The 19,321-nt window shown below is 68.0% G+C and carries 15 protein-coding genes; 7 read left to right on the top strand and 8 right to left on the bottom strand.

Annotated elements, in window-relative coordinates; genetic code table 11:
- Positions 1 to 9: 9 nt before the first annotated feature.
- Entirely contained in the window at positions 10 to 3,129 is a 3,120-nt protein-coding gene (locus tag EV647_RS15900; protein ID WP_134003414.1) for a penicillin acylase family protein, read from the bottom strand.
- Positions 3,130 to 3,291: 162 nt separating this feature from the next.
- On the opposite strand from EV647_RS15900, the gene EV647_RS15895 reads away from it, so the two are divergent.
- Positions 3,292 to 4,380: an aminotransferase class V-fold PLP-dependent enzyme gene (locus tag EV647_RS15895; protein WP_134003412.1), complete on the top strand. Its 1,089-nt coding sequence runs from the start codon at positions 3,292 to 3,294 to the stop codon at positions 4,378 to 4,380.
- A 47-nt stretch (positions 4,381 to 4,427) separates the two neighbouring features.
- Here the strand turns inward: EV647_RS15895 and EV647_RS15890 are convergent, their stop codons facing one another.
- Positions 4,428 to 6,722, bottom strand: coding sequence for a DEAD/DEAH box helicase (locus EV647_RS15890; protein ID WP_238177235.1), 2,295 nt, complete (start codon positions 6,720 to 6,722; stop codon positions 4,428 to 4,430).
- Positions 6,723 to 7,072: 350 nt separating this feature from the next.
- Here EV647_RS15890 and soxR point away from each other — a divergent pair, with 350 nt between their 5' ends.
- Positions 7,073 to 7,549 carry a redox-sensitive transcriptional activator SoxR gene (gene soxR, locus EV647_RS15885; RefSeq protein WP_133787295.1) on the top strand — a complete coding sequence of 159 codons (477 nt, stop codon included), beginning with the start codon at positions 7,073 to 7,075 and terminating at the stop codon, positions 7,547 to 7,549.
- Between the two features lie 12 nt (positions 7,550 to 7,561).
- Here soxR and EV647_RS15880 read toward each other — a convergent pair whose 3' ends face one another.
- A complete protein-coding gene (locus EV647_RS15880) occupies positions 7,562 to 8,146 on the bottom strand; it encodes a TetR/AcrR family transcriptional regulator (protein ID WP_134003410.1) in 585 nt (194 codons plus the stop codon).
- 52 nt (positions 8,147 to 8,198) lie between these two features.
- On the opposite strand from EV647_RS15880, the gene EV647_RS15875 reads away from it, so the two are divergent.
- A complete protein-coding gene (locus EV647_RS15875; RefSeq protein WP_238177234.1) occupies positions 8,199 to 9,089 on the top strand; it encodes an alpha/beta fold hydrolase in 891 nt (296 codons plus the stop codon).
- Between the two features lie 171 nt (positions 9,090 to 9,260).
- The gene (gene snpA, locus EV647_RS15870; RefSeq protein WP_134003406.1) at positions 9,261 to 9,944 is read left to right on the top strand and encodes a snapalysin; all 684 of its coding nucleotides are present in this window, start codon (positions 9,261 to 9,263) and stop codon (positions 9,942 to 9,944) included.
- A 122-nt stretch (positions 9,945 to 10,066) separates the two neighbouring features.
- Here the strand turns inward: snpA and EV647_RS15865 are convergent, their stop codons facing one another.
- The gene (locus EV647_RS15865) at positions 10,067 to 11,086 is read right to left on the bottom strand and encodes a LacI family DNA-binding transcriptional regulator (protein ID WP_134003404.1); all 1,020 of its coding nucleotides are present in this window, start codon (positions 11,084 to 11,086) and stop codon (positions 10,067 to 10,069) included.
- A gap of 222 nt (positions 11,087 to 11,308) precedes the next feature.
- Here EV647_RS15865 and EV647_RS15860 point away from each other — a divergent pair, with 222 nt between their 5' ends.
- Positions 11,309 to 12,388, top strand: coding sequence for an ABC transporter ATP-binding protein (locus tag EV647_RS15860; RefSeq protein ID WP_134003402.1), 1,080 nt, complete (start codon positions 11,309 to 11,311; stop codon positions 12,386 to 12,388).
- Between the two features lie 62 nt (positions 12,389 to 12,450).
- Here the strand turns inward: EV647_RS15860 and EV647_RS15855 are convergent, their stop codons facing one another.
- Positions 12,451 to 13,401: a glycosyltransferase family 2 protein gene (locus tag EV647_RS15855; RefSeq protein WP_134003400.1), complete on the bottom strand. Its 951-nt coding sequence runs from the start codon at positions 13,399 to 13,401 to the stop codon at positions 12,451 to 12,453.
- Positions 13,402 to 13,506: 105 nt separating this feature from the next.
- On the opposite strand from EV647_RS15855, the gene EV647_RS15850 reads away from it, so the two are divergent.
- Positions 13,507 to 16,038 carry a YfhO family protein gene (locus EV647_RS15850; RefSeq protein ID WP_166680339.1) on the top strand — a complete coding sequence of 844 codons (2,532 nt, stop codon included), beginning with the start codon at positions 13,507 to 13,509 and terminating at the stop codon, positions 16,036 to 16,038.
- On the opposite strand, the gene EV647_RS15845 is transcribed toward EV647_RS15850, so the two are convergent.
- The 3 genes from EV647_RS15845 to EV647_RS15835 form a co-directional block, all read right to left on the bottom strand.
- Positions 16,031 to 17,020: an ABC transporter permease gene (locus tag EV647_RS15845; protein WP_134003396.1), complete on the bottom strand. Its 990-nt coding sequence runs from the start codon at positions 17,018 to 17,020 to the stop codon at positions 16,031 to 16,033. The two genes, EV647_RS15850 and EV647_RS15845, sit on opposite strands and share 8 nt — an antisense overlap.
- Positions 17,020 to 17,940, bottom strand: coding sequence for an ABC transporter ATP-binding protein (locus EV647_RS15840; RefSeq protein ID WP_134003394.1), 921 nt, complete (start codon positions 17,938 to 17,940; stop codon positions 17,020 to 17,022). Before EV647_RS15840 ends, EV647_RS15845 begins: the two co-directional genes overlap by 1 nt.
- Before the next feature lie 409 nt (positions 17,941 to 18,349).
- The gene (locus EV647_RS15835; protein WP_134003392.1) at positions 18,350 to 18,700 is read right to left on the bottom strand and encodes a hypothetical protein; all 351 of its coding nucleotides are present in this window, start codon (positions 18,698 to 18,700) and stop codon (positions 18,350 to 18,352) included.
- Between the two features lie 356 nt (positions 18,701 to 19,056).
- Here EV647_RS15835 and EV647_RS15830 point away from each other — a divergent pair, with 356 nt between their 5' ends.
- On the top strand, positions 19,057 to 19,311 hold the full coding sequence (locus EV647_RS15830; protein WP_134003390.1) for a hypothetical protein: 255 nt from the start codon (positions 19,057 to 19,059) through the stop codon (positions 19,309 to 19,311).
- Positions 19,312 to 19,321 lie beyond the last annotated feature (10 nt).

Genomic DNA, 19,321 nt, shown 5'->3' with positions numbered 1-19,321 from the left:
CCCGGGGTATCACCATCTGAAGACTTGCAGCTCGTACAGTGAATACCCGTACGACGTCGCGCGCTGGGTCCCCGTCACCCGCACATACCGGGCCGGTACAGCGCCGAACCGCACCACATCCACCCCACCGTCACCTGCCGTCGTCGCGTACACCTGCTGCCAGGTCGACCCGTCCCGCGACACGTCCACGCGGTAGCCCTTCGCGTACGCCGCCTCCCAACGCAGCACCACCCGGCTGACGGTCTGCTCGTTGCCGAGGTCAACCTTCAGCCACTGTGGATCGGACCAGTCACTCGCCCACCGGGTGTCCAGTTTCCCGTCGACCGCCTGGGCCGGCGGGGAGTTGTACCAGCCCTTCTCGTAGCTGCTCGCGGTCGCCGTCTTCCCGACCGCCAGGTTGCTGACGTCGTCACCCCGCTTCGCCGGGAACTCCACCACCTGCTGGTACGTCGGCCGGTTCACCCACGCGATCCGGTCCTGGGTGATGCCGCCCATCGGGTTGTGCGCAATCTGGTCGGCGCAGAACTGATCACCCGCCGCGCAGTCCGCGGTCGCCGGGTACGTCGTCGACGCCGGCACCTTGGTTGCCGCCAGCAAGGTCTCGGTGAGGACCGACCGGCACGCGGCCAGCGCCCCGCCACCGCAGAACGTCACCGGCTGGGACGCCTGCACCGGGTCGCCGAGCACCTTCCGCAGATCCCGCTGGACGAAGCCCCACCAGCCGCTCTGGAACGCGGATCCCTGCGCGCTCGGCCGCTCGTCGATCTTCAGGTTCGCGACCAGGGCGCCGTACAGGTCGGGGCCGAGATCCTTGAACTCGGCCGGGACGAGCAGCGGCCACCAAGCGTCGAGGATCCGGATCGCGTCGGCGTCGACGTACGTCTTCGAGGACGCGTTCGGGGTCTTCCGGTGCGCGCCGGCCTGGTCCCAGGCGGTCAGCTTCGTGACCGCGTCGGCGACGGCGGGATCGGTGATCGGTGCTGACTTGAGGACTCTCAGGAGATAGGGCAGGACCTGGTCGCCGCGGAGGTCGACCGTGGCCGCGTCCTCCATCGCCTCGACCAGCTTCCCGCGGGTGAACTTCTGGCCGTTGCCGATGACCGCCTTGATCCGGTCGTCGAGCGGCTGACTCCGGTAGACCGCGTTGTAGCCCCACTGCCCGTCCGAAGCGGAGAACCCGGGCGCCTGCTTGTTGTTCCAGCTGGTCAGGTAGTCCTGGTTCACCACCTGCGGATGCTGGGCCTGCGGTGTGTACGTCGCGCGGTTCGTGGCCGGGTTCCAGCCCTGCCACTCGTACGCGCTCCAGCTCGGCAGGTTCGGGTCGGCGCCGTCCGCGCGGACCGGGTTGTCGCCGGAGTTGAAGTACGCGATCGAGTTCTTGTCGGTGTAGAACCAGTTGAACGTGTAGCCGATGTTCGCCGCGGCCTTCTGGAAGTCGGCGGCCGAGTGGATCTTGTCGGGGTCGTTGAACTGCATGAACCCGAGCGCCGACCCCGCCTCGTTGCCGTACGTCGACCGGTTCTTCGTGAACAGCACCGGCTTTCCGCCGACCGTTCCGCGGTGCGTGACGATTCCGTACTTGGTGCGCAGGGCAACCAACGTGTACGACCCGGCGGGCTCCGACGAACCGAGGCTGGAGTACCACGCATTGTGTCGCTCGAGCCGCTCGATCGGCACGCACTGGCCACGGAAAACGTAGTACTGCGAGGTCCTGGTCGGCGTCCCGCCGTTCGGCTCACACAGCGGTACGGCGAACGTGTCGGTGATGTCCTGCCCCGCGGACGTGGCGCTCCACGAGTAGTCGGGGCCGCGACCGATCAGCGTGTAGAAGTTCAGGCCGGCGAACGCGATCCCGCGCGAGCTGACTCCAGGACCCTGCAGTTCCTGGCGGAGCAGCAACTGTGGGGCGAAGTACCCGGTCTGCGGGCCGTAGACCGCGATCGGGTTGCCGGACTGCGTGTGCGCGCCGGAAACCAGCAAGGCATTCGACATGCCTTTCTTTCCGAAACCTTCCGGAAAGAGTCCGCCATCGAACATTCCGCGCAGACTTTCCGCGCCCTTCGGCGTCGGCGCGACGGTTGCCGTCTTGCTGACCGTCTGGTCGACCACCTCAGGCTCCGGGGTGACCGAGCCGCGGTCCGGCAGCGCGCGGCCGGCTGGGTTCGGCCCGGTCGTGCCGTACGGGAAGGTCGCGCCGTTGTGCACCGTCGTACTGGCTTCCGGGTCGTTCTGGGAACGGAACGACTCCCACACCTTGGTGCCCTGGGCAACGCCGTACTTCGCCTGTGCCTCGAGGAGCGCGAGCGCGGACGTGACCTCCGCGCCGCCGCCGGTGCCGAAGATGCCCGCGACCACGGCCGCGGTGGCGACCACGTCGGTCACCTTCCAGTGCGGCGTCGGCCAATCGAGACCGAGGGCGACGTACTCACCGGGGTATGCGATGCCGACCGTGTCGATGTAGTGGTTCACACCGTCGACCCAGGCCTGGATGTCCTGTTGCATCTTCACACCGTCGGCGCCGTACAACTCGTCGGCGTCATCGAACTGCCGCTGCAGGTCGGCCTCGGTGTACGGCGCGGTCCGCCAGAACTCCTGCTCGAACTCGCGGTTCGCCGCCGCCCCACCCGCGAACGGAGTCAACTGGCCGCGCCCGAGATGCCGGAACACGTCCATGACGAACAGCCGGTCCTGTGCGCCGGCGTACCCGGCACCGAACATCGTGCCCAGCCGGGTAGTGCCGGTGATGTGCGGGATTCCGCGCGATTTGTCCCGGACGATCGTGACATCACTGCGCGGCTTGACGGTGCTTGCCACGTCATCCGGTTTCACCCCGAACGACGAGTCGTCGTAGTACGGCGCGAGGCCGGCGTCGGTGATGCCCTGTGCGTTCCAGACCAGGTCCTGGTACGGCTTCACCGTGTCGCTGAAGTGCGCCGGCCGTACCCCTAACGCCTTGAAAGCAAGGAGATCCGTGAATGTGGCGTTACCGTTCTGGCCCGGCGGCAGGATGTCGCGACATTGCTCGAGGCAATAGTCACCGGGGCTCGCGGCAACGGCTTGCGACACCACTCGCGGTGCCGCTTGGGTCGGCGCGGGCAGGGCCGCGAGGACGGCGGTGACGGCTGCCACGGTGAGCGCCGTACGAAGGCGGGTTCGGAGTGCGGGCCGGGCACGGTTCCCTCCTCAGGTCGGTGAAAGTGAGAATGACTCACGAGTAGCTTCGGGTCAAGATCTCGACTGCTCTCAGGCTCTCGCCAATTGCAGTCCGTCACCACTACGCTCAGCAACACCATGAGCATTCACGATCGTTATCGGTTGAGTGTGGTGATCAACGCCAAGGGGACGTACACCCCGCTGGGGGTGTCGAGGAGCTCCGACGGGGTGGCGGCGGCCGTCGCACAGGCACTGCCTGAGTTCTTCGTGATGGACGAGCTCGGCGACCGCGCCAGCGAAGCCATCGCGCAGGTGACCGGCGCCCAGGCGGGCGCCGTCGTGCACTGCACCGCGGCCGGTATCACGCTCGCGGTCGCGGCCACGATGACCGGCGGCGACCCCCGGCGGACGGCGGCGTTGCCGGACACAACGGACATGCACAACCGCGTCGTCCTGCCGGCCTGCCACGTGATCGACTACGGGCATTCCAACCTGCAGGCCATCCGGCTGGCCGGCGCGCACGTGGACCTGGCCGGCGACGAGGACGGCTGCCCGATCGCCGACCTGGAGGCCGAACTCGACGGGCCCGACATCGCCTGCCTGATGCTGGTGTCGTCGCGGTTGACGACGGGTGCGCCGATCGATCTCGTGGCCGCGATCCGGGCCGCGCACCGTCGCGGCGTACCGGCGATCATCGACGGCGCGGCGCAGTTCCCGCGGATCGCGGACCTGCTCGCGACCGGCGCGGATCTGGTGCTGGTGAGCGGGCAGAAGTACCTCGGCTCGCCGACCGCTGGGATGGCGGCCGGAAGCTGGTCGCTGGTGCAGGCGCTGCGGGCGCAGGAGAAGGGCATCGGGCGGGTGATGAAGCCGACGAAGGAAGCGATCGTCGGCGTCCTCGCGGCACTCGAGGAGTGGCAGGCCTTCGACCGGATGAAGTGGGAGGCCGACGAGCTCGCCAAGGTGGATGCGTTCGTCGCCGCGGTCGCGCGGATCCCCGGCGTCACGGCCGAGGTGGTCCCGGACCCGACCGGCCTGCAGGTGTCGCGGGTTCTGCTGAAGGTCTCCGACGCCAAACGCGTCGCCACCGAGCTCGAGGCCGGCACACCACCCATCTACGTGATGACCGACCGGATGGCCGACAACGAGCTGATGCTGGAGCTCATCCCCCTCGACGCCGACGAGATCGCGACCATTCTCGCCCGGCTCTGGGCAGTCCTGACATGAGAAGGCCCTGATCCCCCTTGTTTACAGGGGAATCAGGGCCTGTTTACTCAGTGCTGGTAGGACTTTCCGTCGGTACGACGGCCGCTGTTGCCACCGCGACGCGGGCCGTTGCCGCCCCGGCTGTCGTGGCCGCGACCCGGACGGGTGCTGCCGAAGCGCTTGCCACCGCCCTTGTTGAAGCGCTGCGGCTTCGGGGCCGGAAGCTTCACCGGGTAGCCGGACGGCTTGGTGCCGCCGGTCAGCTCGGTGACCAGCTCGTCGCCCGGACGGGCCCGGACCGGCTCGGCCTTGACGCCGGCAGACTCGGCCATCCGGATCATGCCGCGGCGCTGGTGCGGCAGCAGCAGGGTGACGACGGCGCCCTTGCCACCGGCACGCGCCGTACGACCGGCGCGGTGCAGGTAGTCCTTGTGCTCGGCCGGCGGGTCTGCCTGGACGACCAGGCCGACGTTGTCGACGTGGATGCCACGGGCCGCGACATCCGTTGCCACGAGGACCGGAACCGAACCGTCCTTGAACTGGTCCAGCGTCCGGTTCCGCATGCCCTGGGTGAGGCCGCCGTGCAGTGCCGCGGCCATCACGCCGCGGTCCCGCAGCTGCGTCGCGATGCGGTCGGCGCCCAGCTTGGTCCGGACGAACACGATGGTCCGGCCGTCCCGGCTGGCCAGCTCGGCCGTCAGCGACTGCTTGTGCGCCGGCTCGATCACCAGCAGGTGGTGCTCCATCGTGCTGACCGAGGCCTGACCGGACTCGGTCGAGTGCTGCACCGGGTCCTTCAGGTAGGTACGGACGATCTTGTCGACGTCGTTGTCCAGCGTCGCCGAGAACAGTAGCCGCTGGCCTTCCGGCGGCGTCATGTCGAGCAGCGTGGTGACGGCCGGCATGAAGCCCATGTCGCACATGTGGTCGGCCTCGTCCAGCACCGCGACCTCCACAGCGCCGAGGTCGGCCGCGCCCTGCTCGCACAGGTCGATCAGGCGGCCCGGGGTGGCGATCAGCAGGTCGACGCCGCGACGGAGCGCGTCGATCTGCTTCGGGTACGGCAGACCGCCGGCGATCAGCTTCAGCGACACGTTCATCACGTGCGCGAGCGGCTCGAGTGCGTCGTGCACCTGCATCGCGAGCTCACGGGTCGGCACCAGGATCATGCCGCGCGGGCGGCGCGACTCGGTGTGGCCGCCGGACAGTCGCATCAGCGTCGGAAGACCGAAGCCGAGCGTCTTGCCGGAGCCGGTCTGACCGCGGCCGAGCACGTCCTTGCCGGCCAGCGCGTCCGGGATGGTAGCGGCCTGGATCGGGAACGGCGCGGTGATCCCGTCCCGGGCCAGCCGCTGCACGAGCCGCGGCGCGAGGCCGAGCGCGGCGAACTGGTTGTCTTCAGCAACAGTACCGAGATCCACCGGCTGTTCCGCCTGCTCACTCCGCCGGTCGTCCCGGTTCTCCACTCGCTGGTCCCTCCGATAGCTCTTGTCGTCCCGGTCGAACCGCGGACGGTCATTGGTGTACTGCGGACGCTCGTCACGGTTGAACCGCGGCCGCTCGTCCCGGTTGTACTGCGGCCGGTCGTCGCGGTTGAAGCGCGACCGGTCGGTCCGCTCGCCCTGCGAACGGTCGTCACGGTTGTACGCCGGACGCTCGTCGCGCTTGTACGCCGGACGCTCGCCGCGGCCGCCCTGCGAGCGGTCGTCGCGGTTGAACCGCGGACGCTCGTCGCGGTTTCCCTGCGAACGGTCGTCCCGGTTGAAACGCGACCGGTCGTCACGGTTGTAGGAGGAACGGTCGTCGCGGTTGAACGACGGGCGCTCGTCACGGTTGAACCGCGGACGCTCGTCGCGGCTTCCCTGCGAACGGTCATCCCGGTTGAACCGCGACCGGTCGTCCCGGTTGTACGACGGACGCTCGTCGCGATTGCCCTGCGGACGGTCGTCCCGGTTGAACCGCGGACGCTCGTCCCGGTTGTAGGACGGACGCTCGTCGCGGTTGTACGACGGGCGGTCGCCCCGGTTCGAGGACGAACGGTCGTCGCGGTTGTACTGCGGACGCTCGTCGCGGCGGAAGGCCGGGCGGTCGTCGCGGTTGGTGCGCGCGGCGGGGCGGTCGTCGCGGTTGTACGACCGGTCGTTCCGCTCGTCGCGGTTACGGTCGGTCGAGCGCTGGCCGCGGTCGTTGCGGGGCTGCTCGGAGCGGTACCCCTTCACCGGCGCGCTGTCCGTGCGTGGTGCGACATAGGCCGGGTCCGCCGCGAGGCGTTCGCCGTACGACTGGTTCTGGTGTTTCTTGTGCCGTGGCTTCTTGATCCGCCCGTCGGCGGACTCGGGGTCGTGGGGGTGGTGCTGGGTCACGCAAACTCTCTCTCGGATTCACGGACGAATTGCCGGATCGCAGCCGCACGAGAGCGCCGGTCACGAACATGACCGGACAACAACGTGCTCAGCAGGAGACGGGCATCGACCTGCGGGTGCTATCGCGTTGCACCCATGTCGCCGGACTTTCAGCGGATGCCGAAACCGACGGGTCGGAGCGCCTGGAACATCTCTGGTGACGCGACGCGCGCACCGACACCCCAAAAGTATAACCGATCGTGACCGTTCCCCCGACCACGCACCCGACCGGCAGACCACCCACGCGACTGGTCTTTCCCCGTACTTCAAGCGTAGTTGAGTTTTTGGGGCAGGGTTCTAGGGTGGCGGGTATGGGTGAGGAGAACGTCCCCAGCAAGGAGCATTGGCTCTCGATCGGGGAGATCGCGCATCGGTCCGGGGTGGCGGCGTCGGCGTTGCGCTTCTACGAGGACCAGGGCCTGATCGCGTCCCGGCGTACGGCCGGTAATCAGCGGCAGTACCAGCGCAGCACGCTGCGGCGGATCGCGTTCGTGCAGGCGGCGCAGCGGGTCGGTCTCGCGCTCGCGGAGATCAAGCAGGCACTGGACTCGCTTCCTGAGGACCGTACGCCGACGCGCGCCGACTGGAGCAAGCTCTCGAAGACCTGGCGCAGCCGACTCGACGAGCGCATCGAGGAGCTCGAACGCCTCCGCGACGACCTCGACTCCTGCATCGGCTGCGGCTGCCTCAGCCTCCAGCGCTGCAACCTCTACAACAAGGAAGACCGCCTCTCCACCCGAGGCCCGGGCGCCCGCCTCCTCAACGTCGGCATCCCCGGCGAGGCCTGACCACCCGAACTACTAGGACAGCAGGCCGCGCTCCACCATTTCGACGAGCAGTTCGGCGGCTGCCACAGCGTCGTACTCCGAGTCCCTGAGCGACTCCGCCACGATCGCGTCGATACCGCCGCCGATCAGCAATGCAGCGGACCGCACATCCACCTCCCCCGTCACCCCACGGGCAGCGCGCGCCGCGGAGACCAGCTCCGCGACCGCCGACCAGCGCTCCTTCGAGTCTGTCAGCGACGCACCGGAGGTGATCGCCTCGATCAGCATCCGCACGTGCCGCGGCCGCTCCCGAAGGTGCCCGACCATCGACCGGATGTACGCCGCCGGACCCTCCGCCGGCCCCGCCGCTTCAACGGCCGCCCCGACCGTTGCCACCAACGCGGACACGACGTGCTCGTGCGCAGCCTCGACCAGCGCTTGCTTCGACGGGAAGTGATACAGCACTCCCGCCTTCGTGATTCCCGCACTCTCCGCGATCCGCCCGAGCGAGGCCGCCGCGTACCCACGCTCAGCGACCAACTCGATCGTGACGTCGACCAGCTGCGCCCGGCGGGCCTCCTCGGTGAACGTCAGGTTCCGGCCGCGCGCTGAAGGCATGCCTTCAACCTACCGTATGGTTAGATCACCTACCACTCGGTTAGGAGAGTCCATGCCAAGGAATCCAGTCGGCCGCTGGAACAGCGCCGCCGGCTACGAGGACTACCGTTCGAAGTACGACGCAGCGATGCAGGACCTGCCCACCCCGACCGCGGTCCGCGACGTCGGCACGGACTACGGCGTCGTCCGCGTCTACCAGTACGCCGGCGCCAAGAGCAGCCTGCACCCGCTCGTTCTGTTGCCCGGTACGTCGTCCGGAACGCCGGTCTGGGCCGACAACCTGAAGTCGTTGCTCGCGATCACCGACGTGTATGCGGTCGACCTGCTCGGCGAGCCCGGGATGAGCATCCAGAGCAAACCGATCACCTCCGACGAGGACAAGGCGGTCTGGCTCGACCAGACCCTCGTGGCCCTGCAGGAGCAGCGGTTCAACCTGCTCGGGCTGTCGATCGGCGGCTGGACCGCGATGAATCTCGCCGTACGCCGGCCCGACCGGATCGCCACCGTCACCACCCTGGACGCGCCCTTCGTGTACGACGGCCTGCCGCTGAAGACCGTGATTCGTTCCGTCGCGGCCACGGTCAAGTGGCTGCCGCGATCCTGGCGGGACAGCTTCAACTCGTACACCGCCGGCGGCGCGCCCGTGGAACACGTCCCGATCGCCGACATGATCGAGGCCGGCATGAAGAACTACACGATCAAGCAGCCGTCACCGCACCGAATCACCGAGACCCAACTGGCCGCACTACCGATGCCGGTCCTGGCGATCATCGCCGGCCGCTCGGTGATGCACGACCCCCCGAAGGCCCGGAGTACGGCGGAACGCGCGCTCCGGACCAAGACCGTCGTGCTGTATCCGGACGCGTCACATGCGGTCAACGGCGAGTACCCCGACCGGATCGCGGATGATCTGCGGACGTTCCTCGCGGCGCACGACCGCTGAGCTCATAACCCGGCGGTTATGTCGGGCATAGAACGGGCCACCGCATTCGCGGGTTAACCCGAGGGTTTTGCGGGAAGCGATGCGGAAAATCGGGAGTCTTGGGAGCATCCGATGGTGGCGATCGGTAATCCGCCCGTCGCTATCCGCCACCGATTCGGAGTGAGGCCCTCCATGTCGCATCGCCGTATCCTCTCCAGCCTCGCGGGGCTCGCCGCCGCCGCGCTGGCCGTCCCCGCGCTGGCAGCGTCCCCCTCGACTGCCGCGCCCGCCGTCGACCCGCACGTCTCCACCGCCGCCACCCGCGCGGCGTACGTCGGCTCGCCGCAGGACGAAGCCGCCACGAAGGCGTTCTACGACGCCGTGATGAAGTCCGCCCGGGCCAAGATGGCGCAACAGACCAAGGCCGGCCGGAAGGTCACCGCGGTGACCGTCACGTACGCCGTCGACGCGCCGACGTTCGCGTCCCAGATCTCGTCCAGCACGCAGATCTGGAACTCGTCGGTCAGCAGCGTGAAGCTCGTCGAGGGCAGCAACTACGACTTCTACTACACCGAGGGCAACGACTCGCGTGGCTCCTACGCGTCCACCGACGGGCACGGGAGCGGCTACATCTTCATCGACTACGCCCAGTCGCAGCAGTACAACAAGACCCGGATCGTGGCCCACGAGACCGGCCACGTCCTCGGCCTGCCCGACCACTACTCCGGCCCCTGCTCCGAACTGATGTCCGGCGGCGGCCCCGGCCCGTCCTGCACGAACGCCTACCCGAACTCGACCGAACGCTCCAAGGTCAACCAGCTCTGGGCCAACGGGTTCACCGCCACCAGCAAGGCCGCCTTCCACACCTCCAAGTAGGCCCCGAACCTCCGGCCCGGAGCCGCCCGGCAGGGGACGGTTTCCGGGCCGGAGCCTTCTTTGTGCACCCACCAACCAAAATTCCGCCCCGGATTTGGTTGGTGGGTGCACAAAGTTGCGTTTCAGTGGGCCGGGCCGGTCGAGCCACGTACGACGAGTTCTGGACGGAAGAGGAACTCGGTGCGGGGGGTGGTGTGGCCGCGTACCTCTTCGAGGAGGGACTGGACCGCGGCCAGGCCCATGGCGTGTACGGGCTGGCGGATCGTCGTCATCGGCGGGTCGGTGAACTCCATCATCGGCGCGTCGTCGTACCCGACCACCGAGAAGTCCCCGGGAACCGAAAGACCCCGCTGACGGGCGGCGCGGATGACGCCGAGCGCCATCATGTCGGAGCCGCAGACGACCGCCGTGACCTCGGCGTCCAGCAACTGCCGGCCGGCCGCCTCGCCGCCCTCGACACCGAACATGCTCAAGGCAACCATCGGGTCCAGGTCCTCGTCGGACAGGCCGAGTTGCGCCTTCATCGAGATCCGGTACCCGGCCAGCTTCCGCTGGACGACGATGAACCGCTCCGGCCCGGACGCGAAACCGATCCGGCGGTGCCCGAGGGCGACCAAGTGGGTGACCGCCTGCTCCATCGCGGCGTACTCGTCCGACGACACGAACGGCGCCTCGACCGACGGCAGCCAGCCGTTCACGAACACCACCGGGAGCCGGCGCTCGACGAGGGCCTGGTAGCGCTCGTGGTCCGCGCCGGTGTCCGCGTGCAGGCCGGAGACGAAGATGATCCCGGAGACGCCGCGCTCGAGCAGCATCTCGACGTACTCCTCCTCGGTCGCGCCGGACGGCGACTGCGTACACAGCACCGGGGTGAATCCGCGCTGCGACAGCGCCGACTCGATCACCTGCGCGAACGCCGGGAAGATCGGGTTGATCAGCTCCGGCATCACCAGCCCGATCAGTCCCGCGGACCGGCGCCGCAACCGCGACGGCCGTTCGAACCCGAGTACGTCGAGGGCCGTCAGCACCGACTGTTTCGTGTCCTCGGCCACCCCCGGCTTCCCGTTCAGCACCCGCGAGACCGTCGCCTCACTGACCCCCGCCTTGGCCGCGATGTCCGCCAGCCGTGCTCTGCTGCTCACGCCCGGCACTGTACCCAGGCGCCCCTGACTTTTCAGCAAGATCCTGCAAGAACTTGCAGGATGCGCGATGGTGTCCACAACGTGAACAGAACGGACACGTCACACGCCGTAAACCTTGTCAGGACGAGCTGGGCCGGGCGAGGATAGGCGGACTCCCCCGCCTGGGGGAACCTTTACTCGGATCGTCCGGCACGTTCCTGCCGGTGAAGGGAAAGATCAGTCATGGCTACTGTGTCGTTCAAGTCGGCAACCCGGATCTACCCGGGTGGTGACACCCCCGCCGTCGACAAGCTCAACCTCGAGATCGAGGACGGCGAGTTCATGGTGCTCGTCGGCCCGTCGGGTTGCGGCAAGTCCACCTCGCTCCGGATGCTCGCCGGCCTCGAAGAGGTCAACGAGGGTTCCATCTACATCGGCGACCGCGACGTCACGCACCGTCCGCCGAAGGAGCGGGACATCGCGATGGTGTTCCAGAACTACGCGCTCTACCCGCACATGTCGGTCGCGGACAACATGGGCTTCGCGCTGAAGATGCAGGGTGTCTCCAAGGAGGACCGGGCGAAGCGGGTCGGTGAGGCCGCCAAGCTGCTCGGCCTGGAGGAGTACCTGGACCGCAAGCCGAAGGCCCTGTCCGGTGGTCAGCGCCAGCGCGTCGCGATGGGCCGCGCGATCGTCCGTAACCCGCAGGTCTTCCTGATGGACGAGCCGCTGTCGAACCTCGACGCCAAGCTGCGTGTCCAGACCCGTACCCAGATCGCCGAGCTGCAGCAGCGCCTCGGTGTCACCACCGTCTACGTCACCCACGACCAGGTCGAGGCCATGACGATGGGCGACCGGGTCGCGGTCCTCAAGGACGGTCTGCTCCAGCAGGTCGACACCCCGCTGAACCTGTACGACAACCCGAAGAACAAGTTCGTCGCGGGCTTCATCGGCTCGCCGGCGATGAACCTGCTCACCGCCGACATCACCGACGGCGGTGCGAAGGTCGGCGACTACGTCATCCCGCTTCAGCGCAGCCTGCTGGAGAAGGCCGGGAGCGACAAGACCCTGACCGTGGGCGTTCGCCCGGAGGCCTTCAAGGTCGCCGACGAGGGCCTGCCGGTGAAGGTCGCCGTGGTCGAGGAGCTCGGCGCCGACGCGTACCTGTACGGCACCGCGGAGCACAACAACGAGCACCAGCAGATCGTCGCCCGGATCGACGCCCGGATGCCGGTCGAGAAGGGTTCGACCATCCGCCTCGCGGCCGTCCCGGACAAGCTGCACCTGTTCTCGACGTCCACCGAGGAGCGGCTCACCGCCTGATCCTCAGCAGTAGCTGTCCTACCGGCCCCGGGTGGTTTGTCCACCTGGGGCCGGTGCCCGTTTCAGGTACGCCGCTCCAGCCGGTCCGCGGGGTCCATGTTGGTCTGCTTCAGCAAGTAGTGCGGGCGCTTCTTGGTCTCGTAGTAGATCCGGCCGATGTACTCGCCGATCACGCCGAGCATCACCATCTGCAGTCCGCCGAGCCCGGTGATCGCGGCGATCAGCGTGACGTACCCGGGCATCTCGACCCCGTGCACGATCGCGGCCACGATCACCCAGACCGCGTAGCCCGCGGCCACCGCGGTCAGCAGCAGGCCGATGTAGATCGCTGCCCGCAGCGGCTTGTTGTTGAACGACAGCAGCCCGTCCAGCCCGTACTCCAGCAACCGCCGGAACGTCCACCGGCTCTTCCGGTCCACCGGCGGCTTCACGTTGTCGTACTCGAACAGGAGCGACTCGAACCCGATCCAGGCGAACAGCCCTTTCGAGAACCGGTTGTACTCGTTCAGCTCGAGCAGGCCGTCGACCGCGCGCCGGGACAGCATCCGGAAGTCGCCGACCCCGTCCATCAGCTCGACGTCGGCCCACTTGTTGATCAACCAGTAGTACGCCCGCGCGAACAGCGTCCGGGTCGCCGGGTCCCCGGTCCGGTTGCGGCGCGCGATCACCTGGTCGAACCCGCGCTCGTACTCCTTGAGCATCCGGCCGATCAGCTCCGGCGGGTGCTGCAGGTCCGCGTCCATGATCACCACGGCGTCGCCGGTCGCGTACCGCAGGCCGGCCAGCATCGCGGCCTCCTTGCCGAAGTTCCGGCTGAACGACAGGTACCGGACCGATTCGTCGGCCGCTGCCAACTCGACGAGGGCCTCGAGCGTCCCATCAGCACTACCGTCGTCGACGTACACGATCTCGTACGGCCGCCCGGTTTCCTCGAGCTCGCGACTGAGCGCCTGATGGAACCGCGAGATCACCTCGACCTCGTTGTAACACGGCACCACCAGACTCAACCGCATCGTTGTCCCCGTCCGCCCCGTACGTCGACCATGATGCGATTCTTGTCCAGACCAGAACTACCCGCTAGCTTTGGCGACCGGGTGAGCGGAACGAAGGGGCGGCCAATGGTTTCCGAGGACAGTGCCGACGGAGGCGCCGAGGGAGGCGCTGACGAAGGGTCTGCCCGACGGCGCTCGGCACTACTGCCGGCCGCCGTCGCCGCTGTCGTGGTGGCGGCTGTGTTCGCCGCCTCCGGAATCATCCGCGGTACCTTTCCCTTCGGTTCGCTGTCCCGCAGTACCAACGATCTTGGTACCCAGTACATCCCCTTCTTCGCCCATCTCTGGGACGTCCTGCACGGCCAGGCTCAGGGCGACCTGCTGTTCAACTGGCAGAGCGCCTTCGGCGTCGGCTTCCTCGCGGACGTCGGGGTCGATCTCGGCAGCCCATTGTCCCTACTGGTGGGTCTGTTCCCCCGCGACCAGATCGACCTCGCCGTCTACGTCGTCACCACACTCAAGCTGAGCCTGGCCGCGGCCGCGATGGCCGCCGTACTTCTCAAGATGCATCCAGGCCCCCGTTGGGTTGCAGCAACCTTGGGCGTGTCGTACGGCGTCTGCGGCTGGGCACTCGACGACGGAGCTTACGTGCCGATGTGGCTGGACGGCCTCATCGCCCTGCCGATGTTCTTCCTGGTCGCCGAATGGTCACTACGCCGGACCAACCGGGTGCTGAGTGTGCTGGTGGTCGCCGTCTTCTGGCTGTCCAACTTCTACACCGCCTACATGGCAACGATTGCGGGTGGGATCTACCTGCTCGCCCGGCTGCTCACCAGCGACCTCAGCTGGTCGCTGCGCCTCCGGTCGGTCGTCCGGCACGGCGTCTCGTTCGCGCTCGGCATGGCCTTGGTCGCGCCCATCCTGCTACCGATCGTCACCACCAACCGCGCCGCAACGCCGTCCCCGTCCGGGATCTTCCATCCTTCGGCGTGGGATGTGTTCCTGTCCCGGCTGCTGCCGCTGTCCGAGGGCGTCGGCCGGACCGCCAGTCTTTACGTCGGAACGATCGCCCTCCTGCTCGCGCTGACGATGCCGTTCAACAAGTTCGTCCCCTGGCGTCCGAAAGCGGTCTGGGTGATCACGACCGTCCTGACGGCGCTGTCGTTCCGCTGGGCGCCGACGCAGGAGTTCTGGCACGCGTTCGACACCCCCAACGGCAGCCAGTACCGCGAGACGTTCGTGCTCTGCGGCGTGCTCGTCGTGGTCGCGTGGGTCTCGGTCGCTCACAAGCTGCCCGGTCCGATCGCCCTGCTGGGCGGAGCGGTCCTGCTGGCGCTGATCGCCGTACTGTCCGACGGCAGTCCGCTGCTGACCGAGCACTGGACAGAGGTGCTGATCGCGTCCGGGGCGGTGACAGTGGTTGCGTTCGGCACCATCTGGACTTTGCGCCAGTTCCCGAGGACACGCCGGGTGAAGTGGCCGGTCGTCGCCGCGTTCGCCGTACTGCTGGTGGTCGTGGCAGTGGAGACCACCTGGACCGCGGTGATCACCGACGAGCAGCGCTCGAAGGTGCTCAGCACTTCCGTTGCGCCGTGGAACGATCTGCAGACCACGCGGTACGACGCGCTGCGGGCAGCCGACGGGTGGCCGGAGTACCGGACCGAGCCGGGGACGTCCGTCACGCCGAACGACCCGATTCTGCTCGGCGGCCAGGGCGCCGGCCTGTACAGCAGCCTGTTGCCGCACTCGGTGAACGAGATGATGACTGCACTCGGCTTCGGCTGGTCCGGGTACGGTCGCGCGGCGCGGACGCTCGACAACCCGGTGACCGACACGATCTTCTCGGTCGGCGCCCGGATGCGGCTCGTCGACGGCAACCCGCAGGTCACCCGGGCGACGGTCCCGCCGCTGGTCACGGTACGGCGCCGGCTCGATGCGGCGGTCCCGGTCGACACCAATGCCCCGAACGCGTACGCCGCCCAGGAGCGCCTGCTTGGGACCAAGGTGTACGACGTCCCGAAGTACAAGGGCACCCGGTTCGCGACCGGTGACGTCAAACTGGTCGCGGCATGCAAGGCGGGCAGCACGGCGTACCTGTACATGCCACGGGTCGGCGGCCGCGCCCGGCTGGCCGACGGCGAGTGGCACGAACTGAGCTCGTCGCGCCGGCCCGGGATCAACACCAGCAGCGCGATGATCGGGCTCGGCACCGTGCCGGCGAGCGGGGTCGTGCTGGTCGAAGTCAACTTCGGCGACGCCCCACAGGGCATCCCGCCGCGGAACGCCCTCGGCTGCCTCGACCAGCAGGCCTTGAGCAGCGCGGTCGAGAAGCTTCGGGCGACCGGGGCGACGGACGTGGAGACAGGCGGTCACTCCCTCCACGCGACACTGCCCGCCGGCAGCAAGGGCTGGGCGGTGGTCGGCGTACCGAAGATCGACGGCTGGACCTGCAAGGTCGCCGGCGGCAAGCCGCAGACCCCGCGGAACTTCGGCGGCCTGATCGCTGTCCCGCTGACGGGCACCGCGGACCGGGTGGACTGCACGTTCGTGCCGCCCGGACTTCTCCGCGGGCTGGCGATCGGTGCGGCCGCCGCCGTGGCCACGCTCGGGATCGTCCTGATCGGCGCAGTACGGCGACGGCGGCGCTCCGCTAGTTGACGTCCCGGCGGTGGAAGACCCAGCCGCCGAGCAGGACCACGACCACGGTGAAGATCGCCAGGTACCAAGCGCCGTGCTCGAACGAAAGCGTTTTCTGCACGTAGTCGCAAATGTAGCTGCCGTCACTGCCGGTCTTGCATTCCGTCACGGAGTACTGCGCGCCGTGCCGGACGAAGGCGTCGAAGTTGAGTTTCACCAACCACGGCTGGGCTTTCTCCAGGAAGGCGGCGAAAACGCCTTCCGCGAGAACGAGGTACGCCATCACGACACCGATCGCGGCAGCGGTGTGCCGGAGTAGCAGTCCGACGACGCTGCCGAGTGCCGCGGCCAGTGCGGTCGTGAGTACAGCGCGACCGCCGATCGCGGACAGGTCGCCCCAGACCTTCCCCGTCGTACTCGCGGTGTCGCCGAGCTTGTCGACGATGAGGAACGTTCCGAACAGGATGACCGCCAGCACCACCGCGGCGATCGGCACGAATCCGGTCGCGGCCGCGAGCAACTTGCTGCCGTAGACCCGGAGCCGGCGCGGCTCGAACGTCAACCAGTTGCCGATGGCACCGGAACTGAACTCGGCGCCGAGGAAACTGGCGCCGATCAGGAACGCGGCGAACGCCAGGAAGTACGACGAACCCTGCAACAGCTCCGGCATGATCTGGGCGAACACGGTCGGCGGCTTGCCGAAATCCTCCGGCTTCGGCTCGGAGTAGAAACACATCTCCTCGAGCTTCGGCTTCGGGTCGGGTTGCGTCTTCCAGTCCGCCTCGCACTGCGTGCGGATCTCCTGCGCGTGCTCGACCCAGTCCTTGTGGGCCATCTCGTACTGCTGCTGGGCCTGCTGCTGCTCGACGGCGGACAATGGCCGCGCGTCGAACCAGGTGGCGACCAGCAGCAGGATCGTGATCAGGAACAGGCCGGCGAGACCGACCGCCGTCAAGCGGCGTGCCATCAACCGGCGGAGCTCGACCTTGGTCAGGCGGACCATCACAGACCCTCGCCTTCGGTGAGCTCGAGGAAGACCGACTCGAGGTCGGCGCGGACCGGGGCCAGCTCGGACACGTACAGCTCCTGGTGGGCGAGGCGCCGCGTCACGTCGGCGGGATCCGGCGCGCCTTCGACGAGCAGATACTTGCCGTCGGCACGAACTGTCAGACCGGCGGCGGTCAGGATGCGGGTCGCGGCTTCATGGTCGCCGACAGCAACCTTCACTGTCGGCGCCGTACCGCCGCCGATGACTTCCGCGACCGTGCCGGACGCGAGCAGGCGGCCGTGACCGATGATCGACACGGTGTCGGCGACCTGCTCGACCTCGGCCAGGATGTGGCTGCTGACCAGGACCGTCTTGCCCTGCTCGCCCAGACCACGCATGGTCTCGCGGATCTCCCGGATACCGGCCGGGTCGAGGCCGTTGGTCGGTTCGTCGAAGATCAGCAGGTCGGGCTCCTTGAGCAGCGTGGCCGCGATCGCCAGCCGCTGCTTCATACCCAGCGAGTAGGACCGGAACCGGTCCCTCCCCCGCTCGCCGAGCGAGGTCTGCTCCAGCACCTCACCGACCCGGGCGCGCGGGGCGCCGATGGCCTCGGCGAGCAGTTCGAGGTTCTTCTCCCCGGTGAACGCCGGGAAGAACTTCGGCGACTCGACGATCGCGCCGATCCGCCCGACCACGTCCGGCAACTGCGCCGGCACCGGCCGGCCGAACACGGTCATCGTCCCCGCGTCGGCGCGCACCAGCCCGAGCAGCATCCGGATCGACGTGGTCTTCCCCGACCCGTTCGGCCCGAGGAACCCGTGCACCCCACCGGCCGGAACCTCCAGATCCAGCCCCTGCACCGCCACCACCTTGCGCCCCCGCCGAGTCCGGTACGTCTTGCGCAACCCCCGCGTACTGATGGCCACGTCGGACATCCAAACCCCTCTCGTCATTGACCAGACGCACAGCGTGACACCTTTGTTCACCACCCGCACTCAGATGAGGTTGTGAGAAGTGGAGGTGGTCTGCCCCACGCCCGCTGCGCGGGCGCTTGCTTCGTCGCTGCGCTCCTCACCGCGCCCGCTCCGCGCGCTCCCACCCGCCCGCCGGCTGCCGCCGGCAGTGCCCGGCTAGCGCCGGGGTGGCGAGCTAGCGCTCGCAGCGACTACTTGGTGCACGTACTACGTGGAGATGAGCGTGGTGAGTGGTGCAAGTGGACGGCTGCCACGTGCGAGGCGATCGCGACGACAGTCGAGCGTCAGACACTTCGAGAAGCTCAGAACTCCGGCGGTTTGGCCTGCCCACGAGCGAGCTACCACGGACCGCCGCGGACGTCATGCCCCTTCAGACTGCCCGGAGTGCGTCCTCCAAGCCAGTCATAATCCCTTCGCCGGGGAACCGTCGCCGTAGCTCCTGGTCCAGCTCGCTCGCGATCATCCGCAAGTGAACTTTGCTCTGCCGACCGTCTTTCAGTCCCTCGACGCCGAGGCCTACAGCCTGCTCTAGGTCGCCTTCACGCCCGGCGACGAACGCCAGTGTCAGCCTGCACTCAGAGATCCGCATCGAGCTCAGCTCGGTGCCGTCCGGCGCGATGTTGTCGCTGATGACAGAATTCGCGTACTCACCCGCCTGCCCGTTGTCCTGCGCCATGCGGTGAATGTCCATCGAGTAGCAGTCCCACTTCGCCGGATCCACCTTGAAGTGATTGTCCGGGTACGGCAGCTCATCGAGCAGATGACGGCCAGACTCAAGCAGCGTCGTCAGACCTGACTCACCGAGGCGCGCCTCGCTTTCGCCTCCTGAGCGATGAGCTGGACGTGAACACTGGTGCCCTCAGCAATAGCCTGCCCGCGCCGCGACGCGGCGACTGCCTGCCGGAACCGGCCTTGTGTCAGCGCGAACCACGCAGTCATCTCGTGCCCCCACCCAACGATCTCCGGGTGACCCGCCTCCGCCCCAAGCTGGGCGGCCGCCACGCGTGTGGATTCCGCGGCTGGACGACTGACCATTCCCCCTGACCCACTCGTGCCTGACACCCACTGCGGAGCGAAATGAAGGACTGGGCATGCAGCGTCGAGTTCACCCTCACAAGCGACACCCTCAACCGGGAAACTGACTCCCACCTGACCCGAACAGGTGTGCGCGCCGTCCCTCAGAAGGCGGGACGCTACAGGTTCAACAACACCAACTCGCACGAGGACTACCTCCAAGCTCTCATGAGCACGGTCGGGACGCTGGACGCGATCCTGAAGCCGTACGGCATCACGCGTGAGATCTGCGCGTGCCACGTGGCCGAGTTGAGTTGATTCCACTAAG

Origin of the sequence: Kribbella sp. VKM Ac-2566, assembly GCF_004366005.1 — a bacterium.
GTDB classification, from domain to species: Bacteria; Actinomycetota; Actinomycetes; order Propionibacteriales; family Kribbellaceae; genus Kribbella; species Kribbella pratensis.
This window is presented reverse-complemented; position numbering and strand designations above follow the sequence as displayed.